We start from the raw sequence: 18,834 nt of genomic DNA, 5'->3' as shown, positions 1-18,834 counted from the left end.
GCCGGCTTCTTAGAAGTGCACTTATACACGTCGCCGTCCTACTGCTGCGGCGCGAAATGGGTGAGGACCTCGGGGTTGGCCATGGCGTCGAGGTTGGCGGCCTTCTCGATCGGGGTGCCGAGCAGGATCTTCCGTACGGGGACCTCCAGCTTCTTGCCCGACAGCGTCCTCGGAATGCCGGGGACGACGTGGATCTCGTCGGGCACGTGCCGGGGCGACAACTCGGTGCGCAGGACCGTACGCAGGCGAGAGGTCAGCTCGCCGGAGAGAGACGCGCCCTGGGCGAGGGTGACGAACAGCAGCAGCCTGCCCTCCCGGCCGAGCTGCCCGGTGTCGATGACGAGGCTGTCGGCGATCTCCTCGAAGCGCTCCACGACGCGGTAGAACTCGCTGGTGCCCATCCGTACGCCGCCGCGGTTCAGGGTGGAGTCCGAGCGGCCGTAGATGACGCAGCCGCCGTCGGGGAGGATCTTGATCCAGTCGCCGTGCCGCCAGACGCCCGGGTAATCGGCGAAGTACGACTCCCGGTAGCGGTCACCCGAGGGGTCGTTCCAGAACATGACCGGCATGGACGGCATGGGCCGGGTGACGACGAGCTCCCCCACCTCACCCACGATCGAGGCGCCCGCGGGGTCGAAGGACTCGACGGACGCGCCGAGGCAGCGGCACGGGATGACGCCGGCCCGGATCGGCAGCAACGGCACCGCGCCGACGAACCCGGTGCACACGTCGGTGCCGCCGGAGAACGAGCCGAGCTGCACGTCCGGCTTCACATCGGAGTAGACCCAGGCGAACCCCTCGGGCGGCAACGGCGAGCCGGTCGAGCCGATCCCGCGCAGCCGGTCGAGACCCTCCGGCTTCACCCCGGCCTTCATCGACGCCATGATGTACGGCGCGCCGGTGCCGAAGTAGGTCACGCCCTCCTCGGCGGCCAGCCGCCACAGGGCGCCGGTGTCGGGGTGGGCCGCGCTGCCGTCGTACAGCAGGATCGTGGACCCCACCAGCAGGCCGCCGATGAGGTAGTTCCACATCATCCAGCCGGTGGTGGTGTACCAGAAGAACACATCGCCCTCGCCGAGGTCCTGATGGAAGGACAGCGACTTGAGATGCTCCAGCACGATCCCGCCGTGACCGTGGACGATGGGCTTGGGCAGGCCGGTGGTGCCGGACGAGTACAGCACCCACAGAGGATGGCCGAACGGCACCCGCTCGAACTCCAGCGGCGCGGACTCGGCGCGCAGGTCGTCCCAGCTCAGCGCCGTATCGGGGGCACTGTCAGAGGCGTCGTCGGGCGCGCCTTCGCGGAGCACTGGAATCCAGACGGTGGCCTGCAGCGTCGGCAGCCTCCCGGCGATCTCGCGCACCACCTCCGACCGGTCGTACGCCTTGCCGCCGTAGCGGTAGCCGTCCACCGCGACCAGCACCTTCGGCTCGATCTGGGCGAACCGGTCGGTCACGCTGGGCGCGCCGAAGTCGGGCGAGCAGGAGGACCAGACCGCCCCGAGCGAGGCGGTGGCCAGGAAGGCGATGAGGGCCTCGGGGACGTTCGGGACGTAGGCCGCGACCCGGTCACCACGCCCGACGCCCAGCCGCGCGAGGCCCGCCCGGACCCGGGCGACCTCCTCGCGGAGCTCGCCGAGCGAGTACTGCCAGCGGCTGCCCGACTCGCTGCGGAAAATCACCGCCGCACGGCCGGGGTGGCCGCGCAGCGCGTTCTCGGCGTAGTTCAGGGCCGATCCCGCGAACCATTCGGCGTGCGGCATCGTTCCCTGGATGACGGGCCCGTCGCCACGCGTACCGACCACGCCGAAGTAGTCCCATATGGACGTCCAGAAGTCGGCCGGAGACTCGACCGACCACTTCCAGACGTCCTCGTAGTCCCCCGTACGGCCCAGTCGTTCCATGTAACGGGTGATCCGGGCCGCACGTACGACGTCGGGCGTGGGTTCCCAGAGCAGAGCGCCTTCCTCGACCATGCCCCCATCTTTGCCACGCTTGGGCCGCATGTCACCCTCCCCGCCCACATAGAGGGGGTCTGTCATATGTGGGTGCTGAGCTGGTCGATCGCCATCCGGGCGGCGGCCCCGATCGCGGCGTCGGCCCGCGGCTGGTTCTGCGCCGTGCTGAGCGACCGGGTGAACACAGCCACGGCGTAGCGCCCGCCGTCGGGATATTCGACCACCCCGACCTCGTTGCGGAGCGTGGGCAGCGTGCCCGTCTTGCCGCTCACCGCGACCTCGTCAAAAGGGAACCCCGAGGCCAGCCGGTGCGGCCACACCTGCAGGGCCATGAGGCGGCGGATCGCCGCGCAGGAGGCCGGTCCGGCCGCCTCGTCACGCCAGATCGCGGCCAGCAGCCGGGTCATCTCGCGCGGCGTGCTCCGGTTGCCCCAGGCCGGGTCGAGCGCGCGCAGCCGCGCCACCACCTCGGGGTCGGTGCACGCCTGGGTCACGGCCGACTGGTCCGCTACGCCCGCGTCCACCCACAGGCTGGTGAGCATCTCGCGGCAGTCCTGCACCACCCGGGTCGCGGTCAGCCCGAGGCCGTCGAGCAGCGTGTTGACCGCCTCCCGGCCCACCCGGGCGAGCAGCACGTCGGCCGCGGTGTTGTCGCTCACCGCCATCATCAGGTAGGCCAGGTCGCGCAGCGACAGCGTGGCGTCGTCCAGCATCGCCGCCAGCCCGGTGCCCCCGCCCGTACGGTCCGCCGCCGGCACGCCGACACGTTCGGTGAGGTCGAGCAGCCCGCGCTCGGCCTGGCGGTGCAGTTCCAGCAGCAGGGGCACCTTGAAGACCGACGCGAGCACCACCGGCTCGTCGGCCCGCAGGCCCACCTCGCGCCCGCCGTCGATGTCGACGGCGTGCAGCCATCCGGTGACGCCGGCGCTGCGGAAGACCCGCTCCACCGGATTCATGCCGGGATTCGCACCGGGGCTCATCCCGGGGTGCACACCGGCGCTCATGCGAGGAACCCTGTCGCGGGGCGCGGCGTCACCCGCGGCGCGGGCGGCACGCCTTCGTCCACCATGCCGGCGCTCTGTTTCAGCACCTCTACGGCCACGGTCGTGAAGTCTCGCACGTACGGCCCCGGCTCGGCCCGCCAGGCCGGGGAGCAGCGCCAGGCCAGGGGCGCACCCGCGAGGGGCCGCCACACCACGCCCGGCACCTCGGCGGGAGCGCCGAACGCGACAGCCGTGCCGGACAGGACCAGGCCGAGGGAGAACTCCACACGGTCAGTGCAGATGATCTCAGTCGGGACGAAGCCACCCCGGCGGCACGAGGTCAGCGTGTCGTCGTACAGGCCGGGCTCGGCGTCCCGGGGAAACAGCACCAGGTCTCGCCCGGCCAGGTCGCCGAGGTGCACGGCCGCCCAGGCGGTCAGCTCGTCGTCCTCCGCCAGCAGGACGCCCGGATGCCGGACGAGCACCGGCCCGTACGCGAGCCCGTTCGCGGCGACCGGATGGCGCAGCAGCCCGACGTCGAGCCTGCCCTCCAGCAACGCGGCGACCTGCGCGGCCGTGCCCATCTCGGTCAGCGACAGCCGTACGTCGGGGCGGCGGTCGCGGAACCCCGCGATGAGCGCGGCCAGCACGGCGGCGCCGAGGTCGGCGGGGACGCCCGCCCGCACGACCGCCGCATCGCCGCGCGCCAGGTCGGACATGAGGTCGCGCATCCGCTCGACCCTGGCGACGATCTCGCGGGCCTCGGGCACCAGCAGCCGTCCCGCCTCGGTCAGCGCCACCCGCCGGCTCGACCGCTCGAACAGGCGCACGCCCAGCTCCTCCTCCAGACGCCTGATGCGCTGACTCAGCGGCGGCTGGGCCATCCCCAGCCGCGCGGCCGCGTTCCCGAAGTGCAGCTCTTCCGTCACGACCAGGAAGTAGCCGAGGTGCCGGACAAGGTCCACGAGCTGGGAGCATATCCGAATCGCACATGAAGCGCGTTGATATCCATATTGGACATACTTCCTGCCGGTCTGCTGCTCTTGACGGGCACTCGACTCGAAGGGGGACGCATGCGAGAGCGAAGGCGCTGGCCATACGTCACGGCGGCGGTGCTCGTGCCGGTGGTGGCCGCGGGGGTCACGGTGTGGGCGCTGCGGACGAAGGGATCGCCTGAGGAGACCGCGCGGAACTTCCTCGCGGCCTGGTCACGCGCGGACTACGCGGCGATGCGCACACTCGCCGCGGACCCGCCGGCCGGCTTCGAAAGCACATACCGCCGCTTCCACGACGACCTGAAGCTCACCGGGCAGCGATTCCAGGTGACGAGCGTCCAGGACGACACCGTGCGGTTCCGCGCCCGGCTGACCGGACCGCTGCCCATCGTGTACGACGGGAGACTCCGCCTGGTCGAGCGCGACCGCGCCTGGAAGGTGGCGTGGACGCCGGCGGCCGTCCATCCTCGGATGACCGACGGCATCCGGGCCAATCTCACCACCGTGCCCGCGGAGCGCGCCCCGATCACCGCCGCCGACGGCACCCGCATCGACACGCCGGACACGCCCGGCTCCGTGCAGCAGATCGTCGAGGGGCTGCGCGAGCAGTACGCCTCCCGCCTGACCGGCACCTCGTCCGCCCGGGCCGACCTGGTCGACAGCCGTACGGGCTCGAAGGTCGCCACGCTCGCCGAGGGCGGGTCGAAGCCCGGCAAGGCCCTGTCGACCACCCTCGACCTGCGGGTGCACCGGGCGGGAGCCCAGGCCCTGGAGGGCGTGGACAAGCCCGCCTCGCTCGTCGCGCTGCGCCCGTCCACGGGCGAGGTGCTCGCGGTGGTCAACAAGCCGGGCGGCTACAACCGCGCCCTGCTCGGCACGTATCCTCCCGGATCGACCTTCAAGATCGTGACGGCGTCGGCCCTGGTCGCCGGTGGCGTCACGCCCGGCGAGACCGTCGAGTGCCCGGCCGAGAAGACGATCGGCGGCTTCCCGTTCCACAACGCCGAATTCCACGACTACGGCACGCTGCGCTTCGTCGACGCCTTCGCCCACTCGTGCAACACGACGTTCGGCGACATGGCGGTGCGGCGCCTCGGCGCCGACCGCCTGTCCAAGGTGGCCGCCGACTTCGGTTTCGGCGCCAGCATCAAGATCGGGGTGCCGGCCGTGGACGCCGCCTTCCCCGCGCCGCATGACGACACCGACCTCGCGTCCGCCGCCATCGGTCAGGGACGTGTCCTGGCCAGCCCGCTGAACATGGCCGCCGTCGCCGGCGCCATCACCGCGGGCACGTGGCGGCAACCCCGGCTGGTCCCGGCCTCGCTCGTCCCGGACGGCGGCACGCCCCCGCGCCCGCTGGAGCCCGCGGTGGTGTCCGCGCTACGCCGCCTCATGCCCGCCGTCGTCAGCGAGGGCACCGCGAGCGGCGTCTCCTTCCCCGCCGGCACGGGCGGCAAGACCGGCACCGCCGAGTACGGCTCGGCCGAGAACGGCGAGAACCCTCCGACGCACTCGTGGTTCATCGGCTACAAGGGCGACCTGGCCTTCGCCGTCGTGGTCGAGGGCGGCGGCACCGGAGCGCAGGTCGCGGCCCCCGTCGCGGCCCGCTTCCTCAACGCGCTGTGACACCAATCAGTAGGGCCAGCCGGGGACGTTCAGCCGGACGCGGTACAGGCCGAAGTTGCCGCTGTTCCCGCCGCGGGAGGGTGTGCCCGAGGTGATGTACAGCGTCTTGCCGTCAGAGCCGCCGAAGGCGAGGTTGGTGGTGTTCTGCCCGGCGGAGATGGTGCCGAGCTGTACGCCGGACGGCGCGTACACGTGGACCTTTCCGTCGTTGAAGGAGGCCTGGTAGAGATTGCCGGCACAGTCGATGGTCGCGCCGTCCGAACCGTTCAGGGACGCGAAGTCGGCGCGGGAGCCGACGCTGCCGTCGGAGTTGACGGGCCACTTGTAGATCCGGCCCGTGCCGTTGCCGCCGACGTAGAGCGTCCTGCCGTCGGGGGAGAGCACGATGCCGTTCGGCTGCCGGATGGTGTCGTCGATCAGCGAGACGACGCCGTTCTTGACCCGGAACACGCCGGTGCGGCCGGACATCTGGTCTGGCCGGTTGGCGCGCTGGAAGTCGGGATCGGTGAAGTAGACGGTGCCGTCGGCGCCGACGGTGAGGTCGTTCGGTGAGTTGAAGACGCGACCCTGGTAGGAGGAGGCGACCACGCCACGCGTCCGGTCGGGCAGGTGGAAGGAGGAGACGCTGCGCTGGTCGTGCGTCGCGGCCAGGAGGGTGCCCCCGTCCCGGCTGAGGGCCAGGCCGTTGCTGCCGGAGCCGGAGATGAAGGTCTGGAAGGTGTCCGGCTCGGTGAACCGCAGTACGTCCGAGGGCTGGACGCCTTCTGATCCGGTGCCGTCGCGCATGAGCGACAGCAGCAGGGTCTGGGTGGTGGCGTCCCAGACCGGGCCTTCCAGGAAGTTGAACCCGTCCCGGATCTTCGTGGCGGTCACCGACGTCGACGGCAGCGGGTTGGGGTAGGTCGCGCCGGGCGTGCACGGTCCGACGCCGGGGCGCGGCGTGTCCGGCGAGGGGGTGACGCTGGGCGTGGGTGTCGGAGACGGCGTCGGCGACAGTGACGGCGACGGCGTGGGGGTGGGCGACGGCGACGGCGTGGGGGTGGGCGTGGGGGTCGGTGACGGCGACGGCGACGGCGTGGGAGTCGGGCTGAGGGTCACGGGACCGCTGCACATGACACCGTTGAGCCAGAACGTGGTGGGCACCGGGTTGGCGCCGGTGAGGTTCGCGGTGAACCCCATGCCACTGGCCGTGGCGTTGGTGGCGATGGAGCCGTTGTAGGACATGCTGGTGGCGGTCACGCGCGCGCCGGACTGCGTCCAGGTGGCGTTCCAGCCGGAGGCGATCCTCTGGCCGGAGTCGGGGAAGTCGAACTCCAGCTTCCAACTGCCGATCGGGTCGCCGAGGTTGGTGATGGCCACGTCGCCTTGGAAGCCGCCGCCCCATTGGGAGACGATTTTGTAGGTCACCTTGCACCCGGCGGCGGCCGCGGCCGGCATCGTCGTCGTCGCGGCTCCACCGACGGCGACCAGCGCGGCGGCCAGTCCGGTGGCCGCGACGGTGGCGAGACCTCGTCTCATCAGGAAATCCTTTCGCGAGACGGCGGGCGACTGCCGCCCACGTCAGGGTGGCGGCCGGAGGCGGGAGCCCACGGACACGCCACGCGGCGCACCGCCGGCCGCGCGTTTCGAAATTAGGCGACCAAACGAACGGTCGCGATCGGTCGCCGGACCCGGTGTTCGCCTGGTGAGACCCGCTGTGATCATCACCGCCGCGGCGAACGGTCGTGCGCAGCGCGGTTGGCGCCTCAGCCTGGGTGAACGCGACCGCCCGCCCACCCGGCGAGCCGATCGGCGGCGGAAAGGAACGTGGCCACAGCGCTGAAACGTTCAGCCCGCGTCGGGCGGGGATGACCGCCGGCCTCCTGCTGTCAGGTCGCCTGTCATACCCTGCGGCGCGTCACCGTCCTCGGTACGGCCGGAGCTCGCGGAGCCCGAGGTCAGGGGGCTGTGCGGTCGGCCGGGGTGGTGAGGCGGGCGACGGCCGCGACGACCTCAGAGGGGTTGGACAGGTCGGACAGCACGATGTCGGCGCCCGCCTCGCGCAGTTCGGCGGCCGTGGACCGGCCCGACGCCACGCCGATCATGGCCGCGCCGCCGATCTTCGCCGCCTGGACGTCGCGCGTGGAGTCGCCGATCAGGACGGTGTTGCCCGCCGTGAAGACGGCGCCGTACCGGGCCTTCGCCCGTCCCTGTGCGACCTGCAGCAAGGTGGCCTTCGGATAGACCTCCTCGCCGTAGCCGCCCACCTCGACGTCGACCCACTTGTCCAGCCCGAACGCCTTGAGCTTGTGCACGGCGTTGCTCTTGATGGTGCCGGTGAGCACCGACTGCACGGCGCCGTCGAGGCGCGACACGGCCTTGAGCGCGTCCTTGGCGCCGGGCAGCGCGCGGCCGTCCTTGGCCAGCCGGCCGCGCCGCTCGGCGAAGCAGACGGCCAGCGCGTCGAGGAACCTCGGCAGGTGGTGGTCCTCCACGGCGATGCCGTTGACCGCCAGGGTCTCGAAGATGATCTCCGAGTCGGGACGGCCCAGTGCCGGCGCGAGCTTCACCAGCGGCCGCCCCGTCACCATCCGGAACGCGTCCACGTAGGCGTCGCGGGTGACGATGGCGACGTCGACGAGTGTCAGGTCGATGTTCCAGAGAACGAGGCGGTTGATCGCGACCTCCGTGGGGGTGCGGTGTGGATCGTGCTCAGCGTACGGCCCACGCGGGGCACCCGCCGCATCCCCCTGCCGCATCCACCCGGCGCCACCCACCGGCGCCATCCACCCGCTGCATCCAACGGCCTCGGCAGGCCGGTACGCGGGGCCAAGCCCCGGTGGCTGCTGGAGGAGGAGGAACGCCAGGCCCGCTGACGCGTCAGACGAGGTCGAGGGCGTCGGCCAGCGAGTCCACCACCGGGACCCCGACGCCCTCCAGCTCCGACCGCCTGGTCATGCCGCCGGTGTAGAGGACGGCGCGGGCGCCGACGTGCAGGGCGGCGTGCGCGTCGTCCACGCTGTCGCCGATGACGACGACCTTCGCCGAGTCGATGCCGAGCGCGCGCAGGTGCTCCACCATGTGCTCGGCCTTGTGACCGCCGGTCGCGTCACGCGAGCCGTCGATCCGGGTGAAGTGGCCGTCGATGCCGAACTCGCCGGTCTTGCGGACCAGCCGTTCGTGGCCCCACATGGACAGCAGCGACTGCGTGCGGCCCGACTCCTGCCAGGCGTGCAGGCTCGACAGCGCCCCATCGGCGAGGCTGCACGCCTCCATCAGCCGGTGGTAGTGCTCGTGGAAGCCTTTGTCGAGTAGTTCCCACTCGCCCTCCCCGAGCGCGCGGCCGAGCATCCGCTCGTACGCCACCCAGATGGGGCGGGTGTACACCTCGCGGAAGCCCTCCGCGTCGTACGGCCCCAGGCCGTACGGGAGGAAGAGCTCGTTGGTCGCGCCGACGACGGCGTCGATGTCGTGGAAGAGCGTCCCGTTCCAGTCCCAAACAATGTGTGTCATCTTGCTCCCCAGCTTAGACGCCGGGTGTGACATATCCATGAACTCCGCGCGTCAGGCGAGCAGATCCGGGATCTCCTGTGTGGCGTACCAGAGCAGTTCGTGGTCCTCCGCGCCGTCCACGGCGAACCGCGCGTCGTCGTCCCCGCCGTCGGCCGCGGGCAGCGCCGCGATCGCCGCCTCCACGTCGGGTGCGGCGTCGGGGTCGTCCACGTGGACCGCGGCGACCAGCCGCATCGGGATCGGCTCCAGCACCCGCACGCGGGCGCGCTCCTCCAGGTCGGCGCCGGACTTCACGGTCTCGTCGGGCACGTCGGCCGCGATGACGACCCGCCGGGCGGCCACCTCGACGCCGTCCTTCCGGTCGGCGGCCAGCATGCGCAGGGAGGTCCGGGCGGCCTCGGTCAGCGCGACGTACTCCAGCTCCTCGGTGTCGCCCGAGACGTACCACTCGATCAGCGCGGGGGTGACCGCGAAGCCGGTCAGCGGGGCCGGGCCCAGCTCCCCCGCGGCGACGACGCGCGCCAGCGCGGGGATCGTGGACGGCAGATAGACGCGCATGCGTTCCTCGACTCGGTCTCTCGTTGCGGCTATACGGGCGGCTACAGACGGCGCGTTCTACGGATGGGCGGCGGCGCCGGGCTCGCGCAAGTGGACGCCGAACAGGCGCTCCATCTCGGCGATGGTCTCCGAGGGATCGCTGTGATGGACCCCGACCAGGCCGATCGCGCGGGCCGCCACGATGTTCGCCTCGATGTCGTCGACGAACACGCACTGCCCCGGGTCGAGCCCCAGCAGGCCGAGCGCATGACGGAAGATCCGCGCCTCGGGCTTGCGCATGCCGACCTCCCCCGAAATGACGACCGCGTCGAAGAGTGCCTCCCAGCCCTCACGCGCGTAGTGGTCGCCCCAGGAGTTGGACACCAGGCAGGTGCCGAGCCCGGCCGTCCGGGCCTGGCGGAGCATCTCGTTCATCTCCTCGACCGGCCGGAACCCGGCGAACATCCGGGCCAGCATGCCGTCGGCCTCCGGCGGGCCGCCGTCGAGGGTCACCAGCCGGGCCGCCAGGGTGCGCTCGAACTCCAGGACCGGAATCTCGCCCCGTTCGAGCGCGTGGATCGGGTTCTCGCCGTCCGGTTCGACACCGGCCCGGTACGCCTGCGTGACCAGCGCCCGCATGACCTCCCGGTAGTGCCGGGGGTCGATCCGGTCCGCCTCGATCCACTCCGCGACGGACTCGGCCAGGCTCGTGGTCAGAACCCCGCCCCAGTCGATCAGCACACCCTTGAGCACCGCGCCTCCCACCCGACGTGCCTACAAATATAGGGAGTGGTCACTCCGGCCGCTCGAACGGCTTGAGCACGCCGCCGAACCACTCGTCGACGGCGTCCGGGCCGAACGACTCGCCGGGCGCCAGCTCCCGCAGCGCGTCACCCACCATCCGGCGGGTCTGCCGTTCCGCGTCCTGCTGCGCCCGGCGCAGGGCCAGCAGGAGTTCCTCTGCCAGCGTCCGGCTGGGCAGGCGCATGGCACGGGGCTCGATGACGACCTCCCGCACCTCCCCGTACGCCGTCGTGACGACCTTGATCCGGCCGTCCGCCGCCCGGCCGTGACCGGTGACGGCCTCGATCTCGCGCTGCCCGTCCTCCAGCCACGCCTCGATCTGTGCGGCCCGTTCCGCGTCCTGGTCCAGGTCGCCGGAGTGCTGGTTGATAGAGCGTGGGCCGAAGGCGTCCGCTCCCGCGTCCAGCTCCTGGGCGAGCTGGTCGAACCGATAACGCACGAACGTCTCGTCGAGCGGGGCGGCCAGCCCGCTCAGCCTGCTCTGGGCTGCGGCGACGAGCTCGTCCGTCCTCTCCTTCGCGGCGTCCTGGGCGGCCCTGATCGCCTTCGTCACCTCCGCGCTCAGGGCGGCCGCGTCGAGCCGCATGACCCGCGGATCCAGTGTGACCGAGGTGACCTCTCCCCGGCCGTCGGCCCTGGCCCGCACCAGGCCGTCGGCGCCCTCCCCTTCGCCGGTGACCTGCCGGATCCCGGCCTGGACGTCCGCGAGGCCGCGCATGACGTCCTCGGCCTGGCGAATCATCTGCTCCAGGAGCTCCAGGTCACTGCCCCCCGGAAACGACAGAGACAAGTATTCCTCCACAAAAAGGACAAAAGGCTTTTACTGTGCAATTCACCCGTCCATAATTCGCCGGTCATGCTAACGTGCCGCGCATGTCCGGGGAACTAGGCATCGAGCACGGCGAAGTGGAAAGGGCCTCCTCTCGCCTGGCGGAGCACGGCGACGAGTTCGTGACCGCCCTGCAGTATCTGCGCGGGCGGGCGGGCGCCTCCTCGTGGGGCGACGACGGCCTGTTCGGCGCCTTCGTGGCCGCCTACAACCGCTCCGCGCTGACCGCCGTCGAGGCGTACGCGCAGCTCGGAGGGACGGTGGGCGGCACGGGGGACGCGCTCTCGGTGGCGCGCCGGCGGGTCTCGGACGCCGAGGGCGACGCGGGACGCTGGATCGCGGGGGCGCACGACGAAACGGGCCCTGCATGAGCGAGCGTAGCGAGCGAATCAGTCAGCACAGTGCCTGGCGCATGCCGCTCCGAGCCGAAGGCGAGGAGGTGGCATGGGCCTGATGCCGCCGGACTGGGCGCAGCCGATCGCGAGCCTGGTGAACTTCCCGAAGATCGACGAGGCCGACATCCGCGCGGAGATCCGCCCGTGGCAGGTCGTGCAGGCCGGCGCCGCCTCCGGGGGAAGCGGCGCGGAGGGCGAGGTCAGGCGACTGCCGGGCGTGTACCAGGGCGTGTCCGCCGACGCGATGCGCACCAACTGGAACACGGCCGGCACCGCGGAACACCTCCGCACGGCCGTCCGGGCCGCCGCGTACGCGCCCGCGGTGCTCGAAGGCACCGCCACCGCGGTGACCGCCACGAAGGTGGCCATCATCACGCAGGCCATCGCGGGCGCGACCAGGCTGGCCTCGACCCTCGTCGCGGGCGGCCCGCTCGCCGCGGCCTCGGCGACGGCGGGGCTTCTCGCCACCCGGTACGCCATGCGGAAGATCCTCAAGGAGGCCGAGGAGGGCGGTGCCCGGGTTCTGGCCCCGGCCGTCACGCGGCACATCACCGAACCGCTGGAACGCATCCTGAAGAACACCCGCGGCCCCTTCGGGGGCGGCCCGTCCCTGGCGGGGGCGGGCGGCCCCCACGTTCCCCTGAGGGGCGCGCCGGTGCGGACGGCAGGTGAGACGGGGCCCCGCGGCGGCCTCAAGCTCGACATGGGCAGGAGCCGCAAGCCCTATTCACGGCAGAGCGGCCCCGAGCTGTCCTCCGCGGAGCAGGCGGCGCTGGACGCGAAGAAGGCCGGTCAGCCGTACGACAGGAAGGCCGCCAGAGCGGCCGAGCAGAAGGTGAAGACCGGCGAGAAGCTCGACGGCGAACGCAACGCGCAAAAGCGCGGCACCCAATCCGGCCAGGGCAACGAGAACCAGCAGCAGGGCCAGCAGCAGGCCCAGCAGCAGGGCCAGCAGAATCAGAACACCCAGGGCAAGAAGAAAAGGCGTTTCCTGTAGGGACTTGTCATGACCAAGCCAATTTCGAGCCAGATGTACCACTTCACCCAGAACAATCCGGAAGGGATCGGACAGGACAGCGTGCCTGCGCTGCTCCGCCGGATCGCGACCACGATCGAGGAACTGGGCCAGGTCGAGGTGTACGACCTGATCATGCACAACGAGGTCACCGACGACGGGTCCGACTGGCCGTCGATCACGGTGTACTTCGACTACACCCAGGCCGAGGAGGCAGAAGAGGTCGAGGAGGCAGAGCAGGACGAGTCCGAAGGAGACGCGCCCGGCATCACCTGACGGCGGCGAAGACGCGCTCCGCGACCTTGCGGTGCGCGGCGGACCTCAGCGCGCCGGGGTCGGTGCGGATCGGGCCGAAGACGCCGCGCTTGTCCTTCAGCCGCAGGATCCGCAGCACCGACTCGTCGATCCTGCGCTCGGAGATCCGGCCCGACTTCACCGCGCCGAGGACGGCGTCGTACGCCTTGGGCAGGTTCGGCGGCATGAGGAGCATGTCGGCCCCGGCGAGCACGGCACGCACGGCGACCTCGGCGTCGCCGTACTTCTTCCGCACCCCGGCCATGTCGAGCGCGTCGGTGCTGATCACGCCGTCGAAGCCGAGTTCCTCGCGGAGCAGGCCGGTGAGGATGCGGTGGGACAGCGTCGCGGGGTCGCCCGAGGGGTCGAGCTTCGGCATCACCACGTGCGCCGACATGATCGCGTCCACGTCGTGCGCGATCGCCGCGCGGAACGGCGGCGCGTCCAGCTTCCGCCACTGCGTCTTCGAGTGCGTGATGACCGGCAGGCCCGTGTGGCTGTCGACCGAGGTGTCCCCGTGGCCGGGGAAGTGCTTGGCGACGGAGGCCACGTCCGCCGCGTGGAAGCCGTCGACGGCCGCCCCGACCATCGCGGCCACCTTCCCCGGGTCGGAGCCGTACGCGCGGGGCCCGATCACGGGATTGCGCGGGTTGATGTTGACGTCGGCGACCGGCGCGAAGTCGAGCGAGATGCCGAGGTCGCGCAGCTCCTCACCGGTCGCCCTGGCGACGTCGCGCGCGTTCGCCGTCTTACCGGTCTCGCCGATCTCCGACGCGCCGGGGAATTTGGTGACGAGAGACTTGAGCCGGGAGACGAGGCCGTTCTCCTGATCCACGCCGATCAGGAGCGGCGCCTCGCCGGACCGGGCCGCCGCCTGGCGTAGGCCGGTGGTGAGCGCGGCCACCTGGCTCGCGCCGGAGACGTTGCCCGCCCAGTCGAACAGGATGACCCCGCCGGGGCGGAACTTCTCCACCACCTGCGCCGGCGTCGCCACGCCGTACCGCGCCTCGTTCTCCTTGCTCGCCGCCCCGGCCTTCTGTCCCCACACGACGATGGTGAACAGCTGCGCCACCTTGTCCCGCAGGCTCATCGCCGCGAGCGTCCGCTCGGCCAGGCTCCCCGAGGGGCGGGCCGAGGGTGACAAGGACGGCGACGGGGACGGCGGGGACGCCGCCGGAGACACGGCGGACACGCGCGGCGAGGGCGCCGAACTCGCGGCGCCGATGCCGGACGAGCATCCGGTCGCGAGCAGGGCGGCGATCATGACGATACCGTGTCTGATTCGTGGCACGTTGTTTACCGTATCCGTGCCCGGCCGTGACCGGGCCCGGAACCCGGTCGCGACCTGCTGCGGCGGTCAGAGCGCGAGTGCCTCCAGGCCGGGCAGCTCGGCGTATGCGGCGGCCTTGGCCGCCCGCGCCGACGTGACCGAGCGCGCCGCGGCGGCGGCGTCGCGGCACTGCGCGAGCGTGTGCCGCGACAGGGCGGCGCGCACCCAGGGCAGTGCGGGCGCGCCCATGGACAGCGAGGTGATCCCCATGCCGACGAGCACGCAGGCGAGCACCGGATCGGCCGCGGCCTCGCCGCAGACCCCGCAGCCCTTGCCCGCGGCGGAGGCGGCCGAGGCCGCCGTCGCGATCAGGTCGAGCACGGCCGGATGCCACGGGTCCTGCAGCCCGGCGACGGCGCTGACCTGGCGGTCGGCCGCGAGCGCGTACTGCGTGAGGTCGTTGGTCCCGATCGAGAAGAAGCCGGCGACCCGGATGAGGTCCGCCGCCCTCAGCGCCGCCGACGGCACCTCGATCATGACGCCCGCGCCGTCGAGCCCCGCCGTACGGCAGGCGTCGGCGAACCACTCGGCCTCCTCGACGGTGGCCACCATCGGCGCCATGACCTGGACCTCGGCCGAGACGCCCGCCGCGGCCCGGGCCAGCGCGCCGAGCTGGGCGGTCATGATCTCCGGATACCTGCGGAACATGCGCAGGCCGCGCTCCCCAAGCGCCGGGTTCGGCTCCTCCTCCGGCGGCGGCAGGAACGCCAGCGGCTTGTCGGCGCCGGAGTCGAGCGTGCGCACCACCACGCGGCCCTGTGGGAACGCCTCGAACACCGCCCGATAGGCCTCCTCCTGCTCGCTCGCCGACGGTGCGGTCTCGCGGTCGAGGAAGAGGAACTCGGTGCGGTAGAGGCCGACACCCTCGGCGCCGTTGGCCAGCGCGCTGTCCAGATCGCGGGGGCCTCCGATGTTGGCGAGCAGCGGGACGGGGTGCCCGTCGGCGGTCGCACCGGGACCGGTGGCCGCCGACAGCACCGCCCGCCGCGCCTCCTCGGCGGCGCGGGCCGCGGCCACGCGGGCCGGGTCCGGTGCGAGCAGCACCTGCCCGGACGCGCCGTCGACCAGCACGGACGTGCCGGGGGCGATCGCCGTCGCGCCGGCGCAGCCGACGACGGCGGGCACGCCCATCGAGCGGGCGAGGATCGCCGTGTGGCTGGTCGGCCCGCCCTGCTCGGTGACGAACGCGGCGACCACGTCCTTCGACAGCAGCGCGGTGTCGGCCGGGGCGAGGTCCTTGGCGACCAGCACGAACGGCTCGTCGGCTCTGGCCGGCACGCCGGGCATGGGCAGGCCGGTGAGCACGGCGATCACCCGGTCGCGGATGTCGTCGAGGTCGGTCACGCGCTCGGCCAGGTAGCCGCCGGCCGCCGCGAGCAGGTCCCGATACTTGCCAAAGGCGTCGAAGACGGCGCGCGGGGCGGCAACGCCGCGCTCGATGAGCTCGCCGACCTCCGCGGCGAGGCTCGGGTCGCGGGCCATCAACGCCTGCGCGCCGAGCACCTCCTGGGCCTCGCCGCCCGCCCTGGCGCCCCGCGCCTCCAGGTCGGCGGCCACCTCCTCGACCGCCCGCTCGGCGCGGGCCCGCTCGGCGGCGGCGTCGCCGTCGTGGCGCGCCTCCTTGTCGGGCTCGGGGATCTCCCCCGCGAGCACATGGGCCGGGCCGTACCCGGCGCCGGGGCTGACCCCCGTGCCGGCTAGCGAGGTGCCGGCCAGCGACCCCGTGCCTGCCGACGACCCCGCGCCGTTCTCGTCCCCCGGCGTCATCGCCGTCTTCCGCTGTCCGTCCACTGGCGTCAGGAGGCCGCGGCGGCGATCTGGGCGAGCTCGTCGAGCAGCTCTTCGGCGCCGTCGCCCTCCGCGCTGATGACGATCGACTCCCCCTGCCGCACGTCGAGCGCCAGCACCGACAGGATGCTCTTCGCGCTCACCGGCGAGCCGCCCGCCTTCGCGACGGTGACGTCATAGGGCGCCTTCACCGCGGTTTGCACGAACATCGCCGCCGGGCGGGCGTGCAGCCCGACCTCGGACGTGACGCTGACTGTGCGCTGGGCCACGTTTCCTCCTCCTGCAGCGGTGGTCTAGACCGCCGGTAGTTCGGTCAAAGGCCAGTCAATACCCGACATATCGGGTATTACCAGATCTGCGTGTGACAGTTCATCCGGATGATGGGTGGTGGCCACCGCGACGCAGGCCATACCCGCGGCGCGTGCCGCCGCTATCCCGGCGAGCGAGTCCTCGAACACCACACACGTGGCCGGATCCACGTCGAGCAGGCCGGCCGCCATGAGGTAGCCGGACGGATCCGGCTTCCCCACGGTCACGTCCTCGGCGGAGACGATGGTTCGCACCACCTCCAGGACGCCGATCTCGGTGAGCCGCTCCACCGCCCACCACCGCTGGGCGGAGGTGACCAGGGCCAGCGGAGCCCCGTGCGCCGCGACCCGGGACACCAGCTCCGCCGCCCCCGGGACCGGCACGATGTCGGGCAGGTCCGGATGGTCGTAGTAGGAGCGGATCTCCTCCATCGCGACCTCGGGATCCATGCCGGGCAGCACCTCGGGGACGACGTCCACCCCGCGGCGGCCCATGACGCGCCGCAACAGCGTCTCGTCGCAGGTGATGCCGCGGTCGTCCAAGAACATCCGCCACAGGGCGCGGCTGCGGAGCTCGGTGTTGACCAGGGTGCCGTCGAGATCGAAGAGCGCGGCCGCCATCACCTGAGCATCACGACCACTCGAAGAGCGGGTCACCCGCGTTCACCCGGCCCTCGGCGACCTCGCCGACCGAGCCCGCCACCGCGTCGAGCGCCACCACCGGGCAGACCGGCGAGCGCCCACCGGCCTCGACCGCCGCGGGGTCCCAGGCCACGACGGGCTGCCCGACGCCGACGCGATCCCCCTCCGACGCGAGCAGACGGAAGCCCTCGCCCTTGAGTTGCACGGTGTCGATGCCGAGATGCACCAGCACACCCCTGCCGTCGTCCCCCACCACGACGTACGCGTGCGGGTGCAGCTTCACGATCGTGCCGCTGATCGGGGCCAGGGCCTCGACGGGCTGCCGGAGGGGGTCGATCGCGGTTCCCGGGCCGACCATCGCCTGCGAGAACACCGGGTCCGGCACGGCGGCCAGGCCGATGGCCGCCCCCGCGACCGGGGCGAGAACAGTCGTCAATGAAGAGCCCTTCTCTGGAATCCGGGCAGGCGTCGCCACAGGTCCGCCCACAACCAGCGGACCCGCGACGATCTCCCGGGTTCAGCCGATGATGTCCTCGATGTCGCTGGCGATGGTGTCGGCCTCGGGGCCCACCACGACCTGGACGACGTTGCCCGCCGCCATCACTCCGTGGGCGCCGGCCGCCTTGAGCGCGGCCTGGTTCACCTTCGAGGCGTCGTGCACCTCGGTGCGCAGCCGCGTGATGCACGGCTCCACTTCGACGATGTTGTCGGCGCCACCGAGCCCGGCGATGATCGCCTCGGCGTCTGCAGCCATGAGGGTCCTCCTGTTGTTCGGCCGGTCTGTCGTCAGTCGGTCTGCGTGACCTTCTTCAGACCGCGGGGGGAATCGGGGTCGATACCGAGCCTGCGCGCGAGCGCCTCGGTGAGCAACTGCCCGGGGACGATGAGTCCCAGCGGAGCCACCCACTCGGGCAGGTCCGGACCGTTCAGGGCGGCGGTCGAGGCGGCGGCGAGCCGCCCGCCGCCCCCGACGCCGAAGGCGGCGGCCCCCGCGCCGGTGACCCGCTCGGCCAGCGCGACCGTGCCCGCCAGCGTCGGGCCCTGCCCCGCCGCCACCAGGATCGCCGGGGTCTCGGCGTCCACGACCGCGATCGGGCCGTGCAGCAGGTCGGCGTACGACAGGCCCATGGCGTGCAGGTAGCACGCCTCCTTGAGCTTGAGCGCCAGCTCCAGCGCGGTCGAGAACGCCAGGCCGCGGCCGGAGACGACGACACCGGGCTTGTCGGCCAGGCCCTCGACCACGGCGTCCAGGTCGCCGGGGTCGGATATCAGCTTCTCGACCGCGTCCGGCACCCGGCGCAGGTCATCGGGGTCCACGTCGGCGCCGAGGCCGATCGCGAGCACGGCCAGCGCGGCGAGCTGGGTCGTGTAGGTCTTCGTGGCCGGGACGGCCTTCTCCTCGCCGGCGAGCGTGCACAGCGCGAGGTCGGCGGCCTGGGCCAGCGGCGACTCCTCGCCGCCGTTGGTGATCGCGACGGTCTTCGCGCCGCAGTCCTTCGCCCACTGGAGGGTCTCGACGATCTCCTCCGTACGGCCGGACTGGGACAGGCCCACAGCCAGCACCCCGTCGAGGTCGAGCCTGCGGCGGTAGGTGGTGGCGACGGAGGGGGCGCCCATCGCGGCCATCCGGCCCGCCCGCGCCTCGATCAGGTAGCGGCCGTAGACCGCCGCGTTGTCCGAGGTCCCGCGGGCGACGAACAGCAGGTGGCGGGTGCCCCGCGCGACCGCCTCGACGTCGCCGGTCCTCGGAAGGAGGGCGTCCAGCGTCGCCTGAATCGCCGCGGGCTGCTCGGCGATCTCACCGCGCATCCTGGTCGTCATCGATGATCATCCTCTGC

Annotated in this window: 20 protein-coding genes; 4 read left to right on the top strand and 16 right to left on the bottom strand. The window is 72.1% G+C overall.

Annotated elements, in window-relative coordinates:
* Positions 1-38: 38 nt before the first annotated feature.
* The 3 genes from FLX07_RS09340 to FLX07_RS09330 form a co-directional block, all read right to left on the bottom strand.
* The gene (locus tag FLX07_RS09340) at positions 39-1,976 is read right to left on the bottom strand and encodes an acetoacetate--CoA ligase (protein ID WP_142569953.1); all 1,938 of its coding nucleotides are present in this window, start codon (positions 1,974-1,976) and stop codon (positions 39-41) included.
* A 62-nt stretch (positions 1,977-2,038) separates the two neighbouring features.
* The gene (locus FLX07_RS09335; RefSeq protein ID WP_223853044.1) at positions 2,039-2,962 is read right to left on the bottom strand and encodes a serine hydrolase; all 924 of its coding nucleotides are present in this window, start codon (positions 2,960-2,962) and stop codon (positions 2,039-2,041) included.
* Positions 2,959-3,906 carry a LysR family transcriptional regulator gene (locus FLX07_RS09330; RefSeq protein WP_142569574.1) on the bottom strand — a complete coding sequence of 316 codons (948 nt, stop codon included), beginning with the start codon at positions 3,904-3,906 and terminating at the stop codon, positions 2,959-2,961. The genes FLX07_RS09335 and FLX07_RS09330 overlap by 4 nt, the downstream gene beginning before the upstream one ends.
* 108 nt (positions 3,907-4,014) lie before the next feature.
* On the opposite strand from FLX07_RS09330, the gene FLX07_RS09325 reads away from it, so the two are divergent.
* Entirely contained in the window at positions 4,015-5,562 is a 1,548-nt protein-coding gene (locus tag FLX07_RS09325; protein ID WP_142569572.1) for a penicillin-binding transpeptidase domain-containing protein, read from the top strand.
* Between the two features lie 6 nt (positions 5,563-5,568).
* On the opposite strand, the gene FLX07_RS09320 is transcribed toward FLX07_RS09325, so the two are convergent.
* The 6 genes from FLX07_RS09320 to FLX07_RS09295 form a co-directional block, all read right to left on the bottom strand.
* The gene (locus FLX07_RS09320; protein WP_142569570.1) at positions 5,569-7,080 is read right to left on the bottom strand and encodes an SMP-30/gluconolactonase/LRE family protein; all 1,512 of its coding nucleotides are present in this window, start codon (positions 7,078-7,080) and stop codon (positions 5,569-5,571) included.
* 419 nt (positions 7,081-7,499) lie between these two features.
* A complete protein-coding gene (locus FLX07_RS09315) occupies positions 7,500-8,300 on the bottom strand; it encodes an HAD family hydrolase (protein ID WP_142569949.1) in 801 nt (266 codons plus the stop codon).
* A gap of 121 nt (positions 8,301-8,421) precedes the next feature.
* Positions 8,422-9,054, bottom strand: a complete 633-nt coding sequence (locus tag FLX07_RS09310) for an HAD family hydrolase (RefSeq protein ID WP_142569568.1) — start codon at positions 9,052-9,054, stop codon at positions 8,422-8,424.
* A 51-nt stretch (positions 9,055-9,105) separates the two neighbouring features.
* Positions 9,106-9,612, bottom strand: coding sequence for a DUF6912 family protein (locus tag FLX07_RS09305; protein WP_142569565.1), 507 nt, complete (start codon positions 9,610-9,612; stop codon positions 9,106-9,108).
* 57 nt (positions 9,613-9,669) lie between these two features.
* Positions 9,670-10,344: an HAD family hydrolase gene (locus FLX07_RS09300; RefSeq protein ID WP_142569563.1), complete on the bottom strand. Its 675-nt coding sequence runs from the start codon at positions 10,342-10,344 to the stop codon at positions 9,670-9,672.
* A gap of 40 nt (positions 10,345-10,384) precedes the next feature.
* Entirely contained in the window at positions 10,385-11,185 is an 801-nt protein-coding gene (locus tag FLX07_RS09295) for a YbaB/EbfC family nucleoid-associated protein (RefSeq protein WP_142569560.1), read from the bottom strand.
* Between the two features lie 83 nt (positions 11,186-11,268).
* On the opposite strand from FLX07_RS09295, the gene FLX07_RS09290 reads away from it, so the two are divergent.
* The 3 genes from FLX07_RS09290 to FLX07_RS09280 all read left to right on the top strand — a co-directional run bounded on the left by FLX07_RS09290 (position 11,269) and on the right by FLX07_RS09280 (position 12,910).
* Complete coding sequence (locus FLX07_RS09290) at positions 11,269-11,595, top strand: hypothetical protein (RefSeq protein WP_142569558.1); 327 nt, start codon at positions 11,269-11,271, stop codon at positions 11,593-11,595.
* 73 nt (positions 11,596-11,668) lie between these two features.
* A complete protein-coding gene (locus FLX07_RS09285; RefSeq protein WP_142569556.1) occupies positions 11,669-12,616 on the top strand; it encodes a hypothetical protein in 948 nt (315 codons plus the stop codon).
* Between the two features lie 9 nt (positions 12,617-12,625).
* Positions 12,626-12,910: a hypothetical protein gene (locus tag FLX07_RS09280; protein ID WP_208762125.1), complete on the top strand. Its 285-nt coding sequence runs from the start codon at positions 12,626-12,628 to the stop codon at positions 12,908-12,910.
* Here the strand turns inward: FLX07_RS09280 and FLX07_RS09275 are convergent.
* From FLX07_RS09275 to FLX07_RS09245, 7 genes are all read right to left on the bottom strand, one after another.
* Entirely contained in the window at positions 12,903-14,219 is a 1,317-nt protein-coding gene (locus FLX07_RS09275; RefSeq protein WP_229689547.1) for a glycoside hydrolase family 3 protein, read from the bottom strand. The genes FLX07_RS09280 and FLX07_RS09275 overlap by 8 nt on opposite strands.
* A 66-nt stretch (positions 14,220-14,285) precedes the next feature.
* A complete protein-coding gene (gene ptsP / locus FLX07_RS09270) occupies positions 14,286-16,025 on the bottom strand; it encodes a phosphoenolpyruvate--protein phosphotransferase (protein ID WP_142569945.1) in 1,740 nt (579 codons plus the stop codon).
* Positions 16,026-16,054: 29 nt separating this feature from the next.
* A complete protein-coding gene (locus tag FLX07_RS09265; protein ID WP_142569554.1) occupies positions 16,055-16,315 on the bottom strand; it encodes an HPr family phosphocarrier protein in 261 nt (86 codons plus the stop codon).
* A gap of 24 nt (positions 16,316-16,339) precedes the next feature.
* A complete protein-coding gene (locus FLX07_RS09260; RefSeq protein WP_142569553.1) occupies positions 16,340-16,975 on the bottom strand; it encodes an HAD family hydrolase in 636 nt (211 codons plus the stop codon).
* Positions 16,976-16,985: 10 nt separating this feature from the next.
* Entirely contained in the window at positions 16,986-17,432 is a 447-nt protein-coding gene (locus tag FLX07_RS09255) for a PTS sugar transporter subunit IIA (protein ID WP_142569551.1), read from the bottom strand.
* 81 nt (positions 17,433-17,513) lie between these two features.
* On the bottom strand, positions 17,514-17,750 hold the full coding sequence (locus FLX07_RS09250) for a PTS sugar transporter subunit IIB (protein ID WP_142569549.1): 237 nt from the start codon (positions 17,748-17,750) through the stop codon (positions 17,514-17,516).
* Positions 17,751-17,782: 32 nt separating this feature from the next.
* Positions 17,783-18,817: an SIS domain-containing protein gene (locus tag FLX07_RS09245; protein WP_142569547.1), complete on the bottom strand. Its 1,035-nt coding sequence runs from the start codon at positions 18,815-18,817 to the stop codon at positions 17,783-17,785.
* Between the last annotated feature and the right edge of the window lie 17 nt (positions 18,818-18,834).

This window comes from Microbispora bryophytorum, assembly GCF_006874465.1.
In the GTDB taxonomy this organism is placed as follows: Bacteria; Actinomycetota; Actinomycetes; order Streptosporangiales; family Streptosporangiaceae; genus Microbispora; species Microbispora bryophytorum.
Note: the sequence above shows the minus strand (reverse complement) of the source record. Positions and strands in the feature narration are given on the sequence as shown.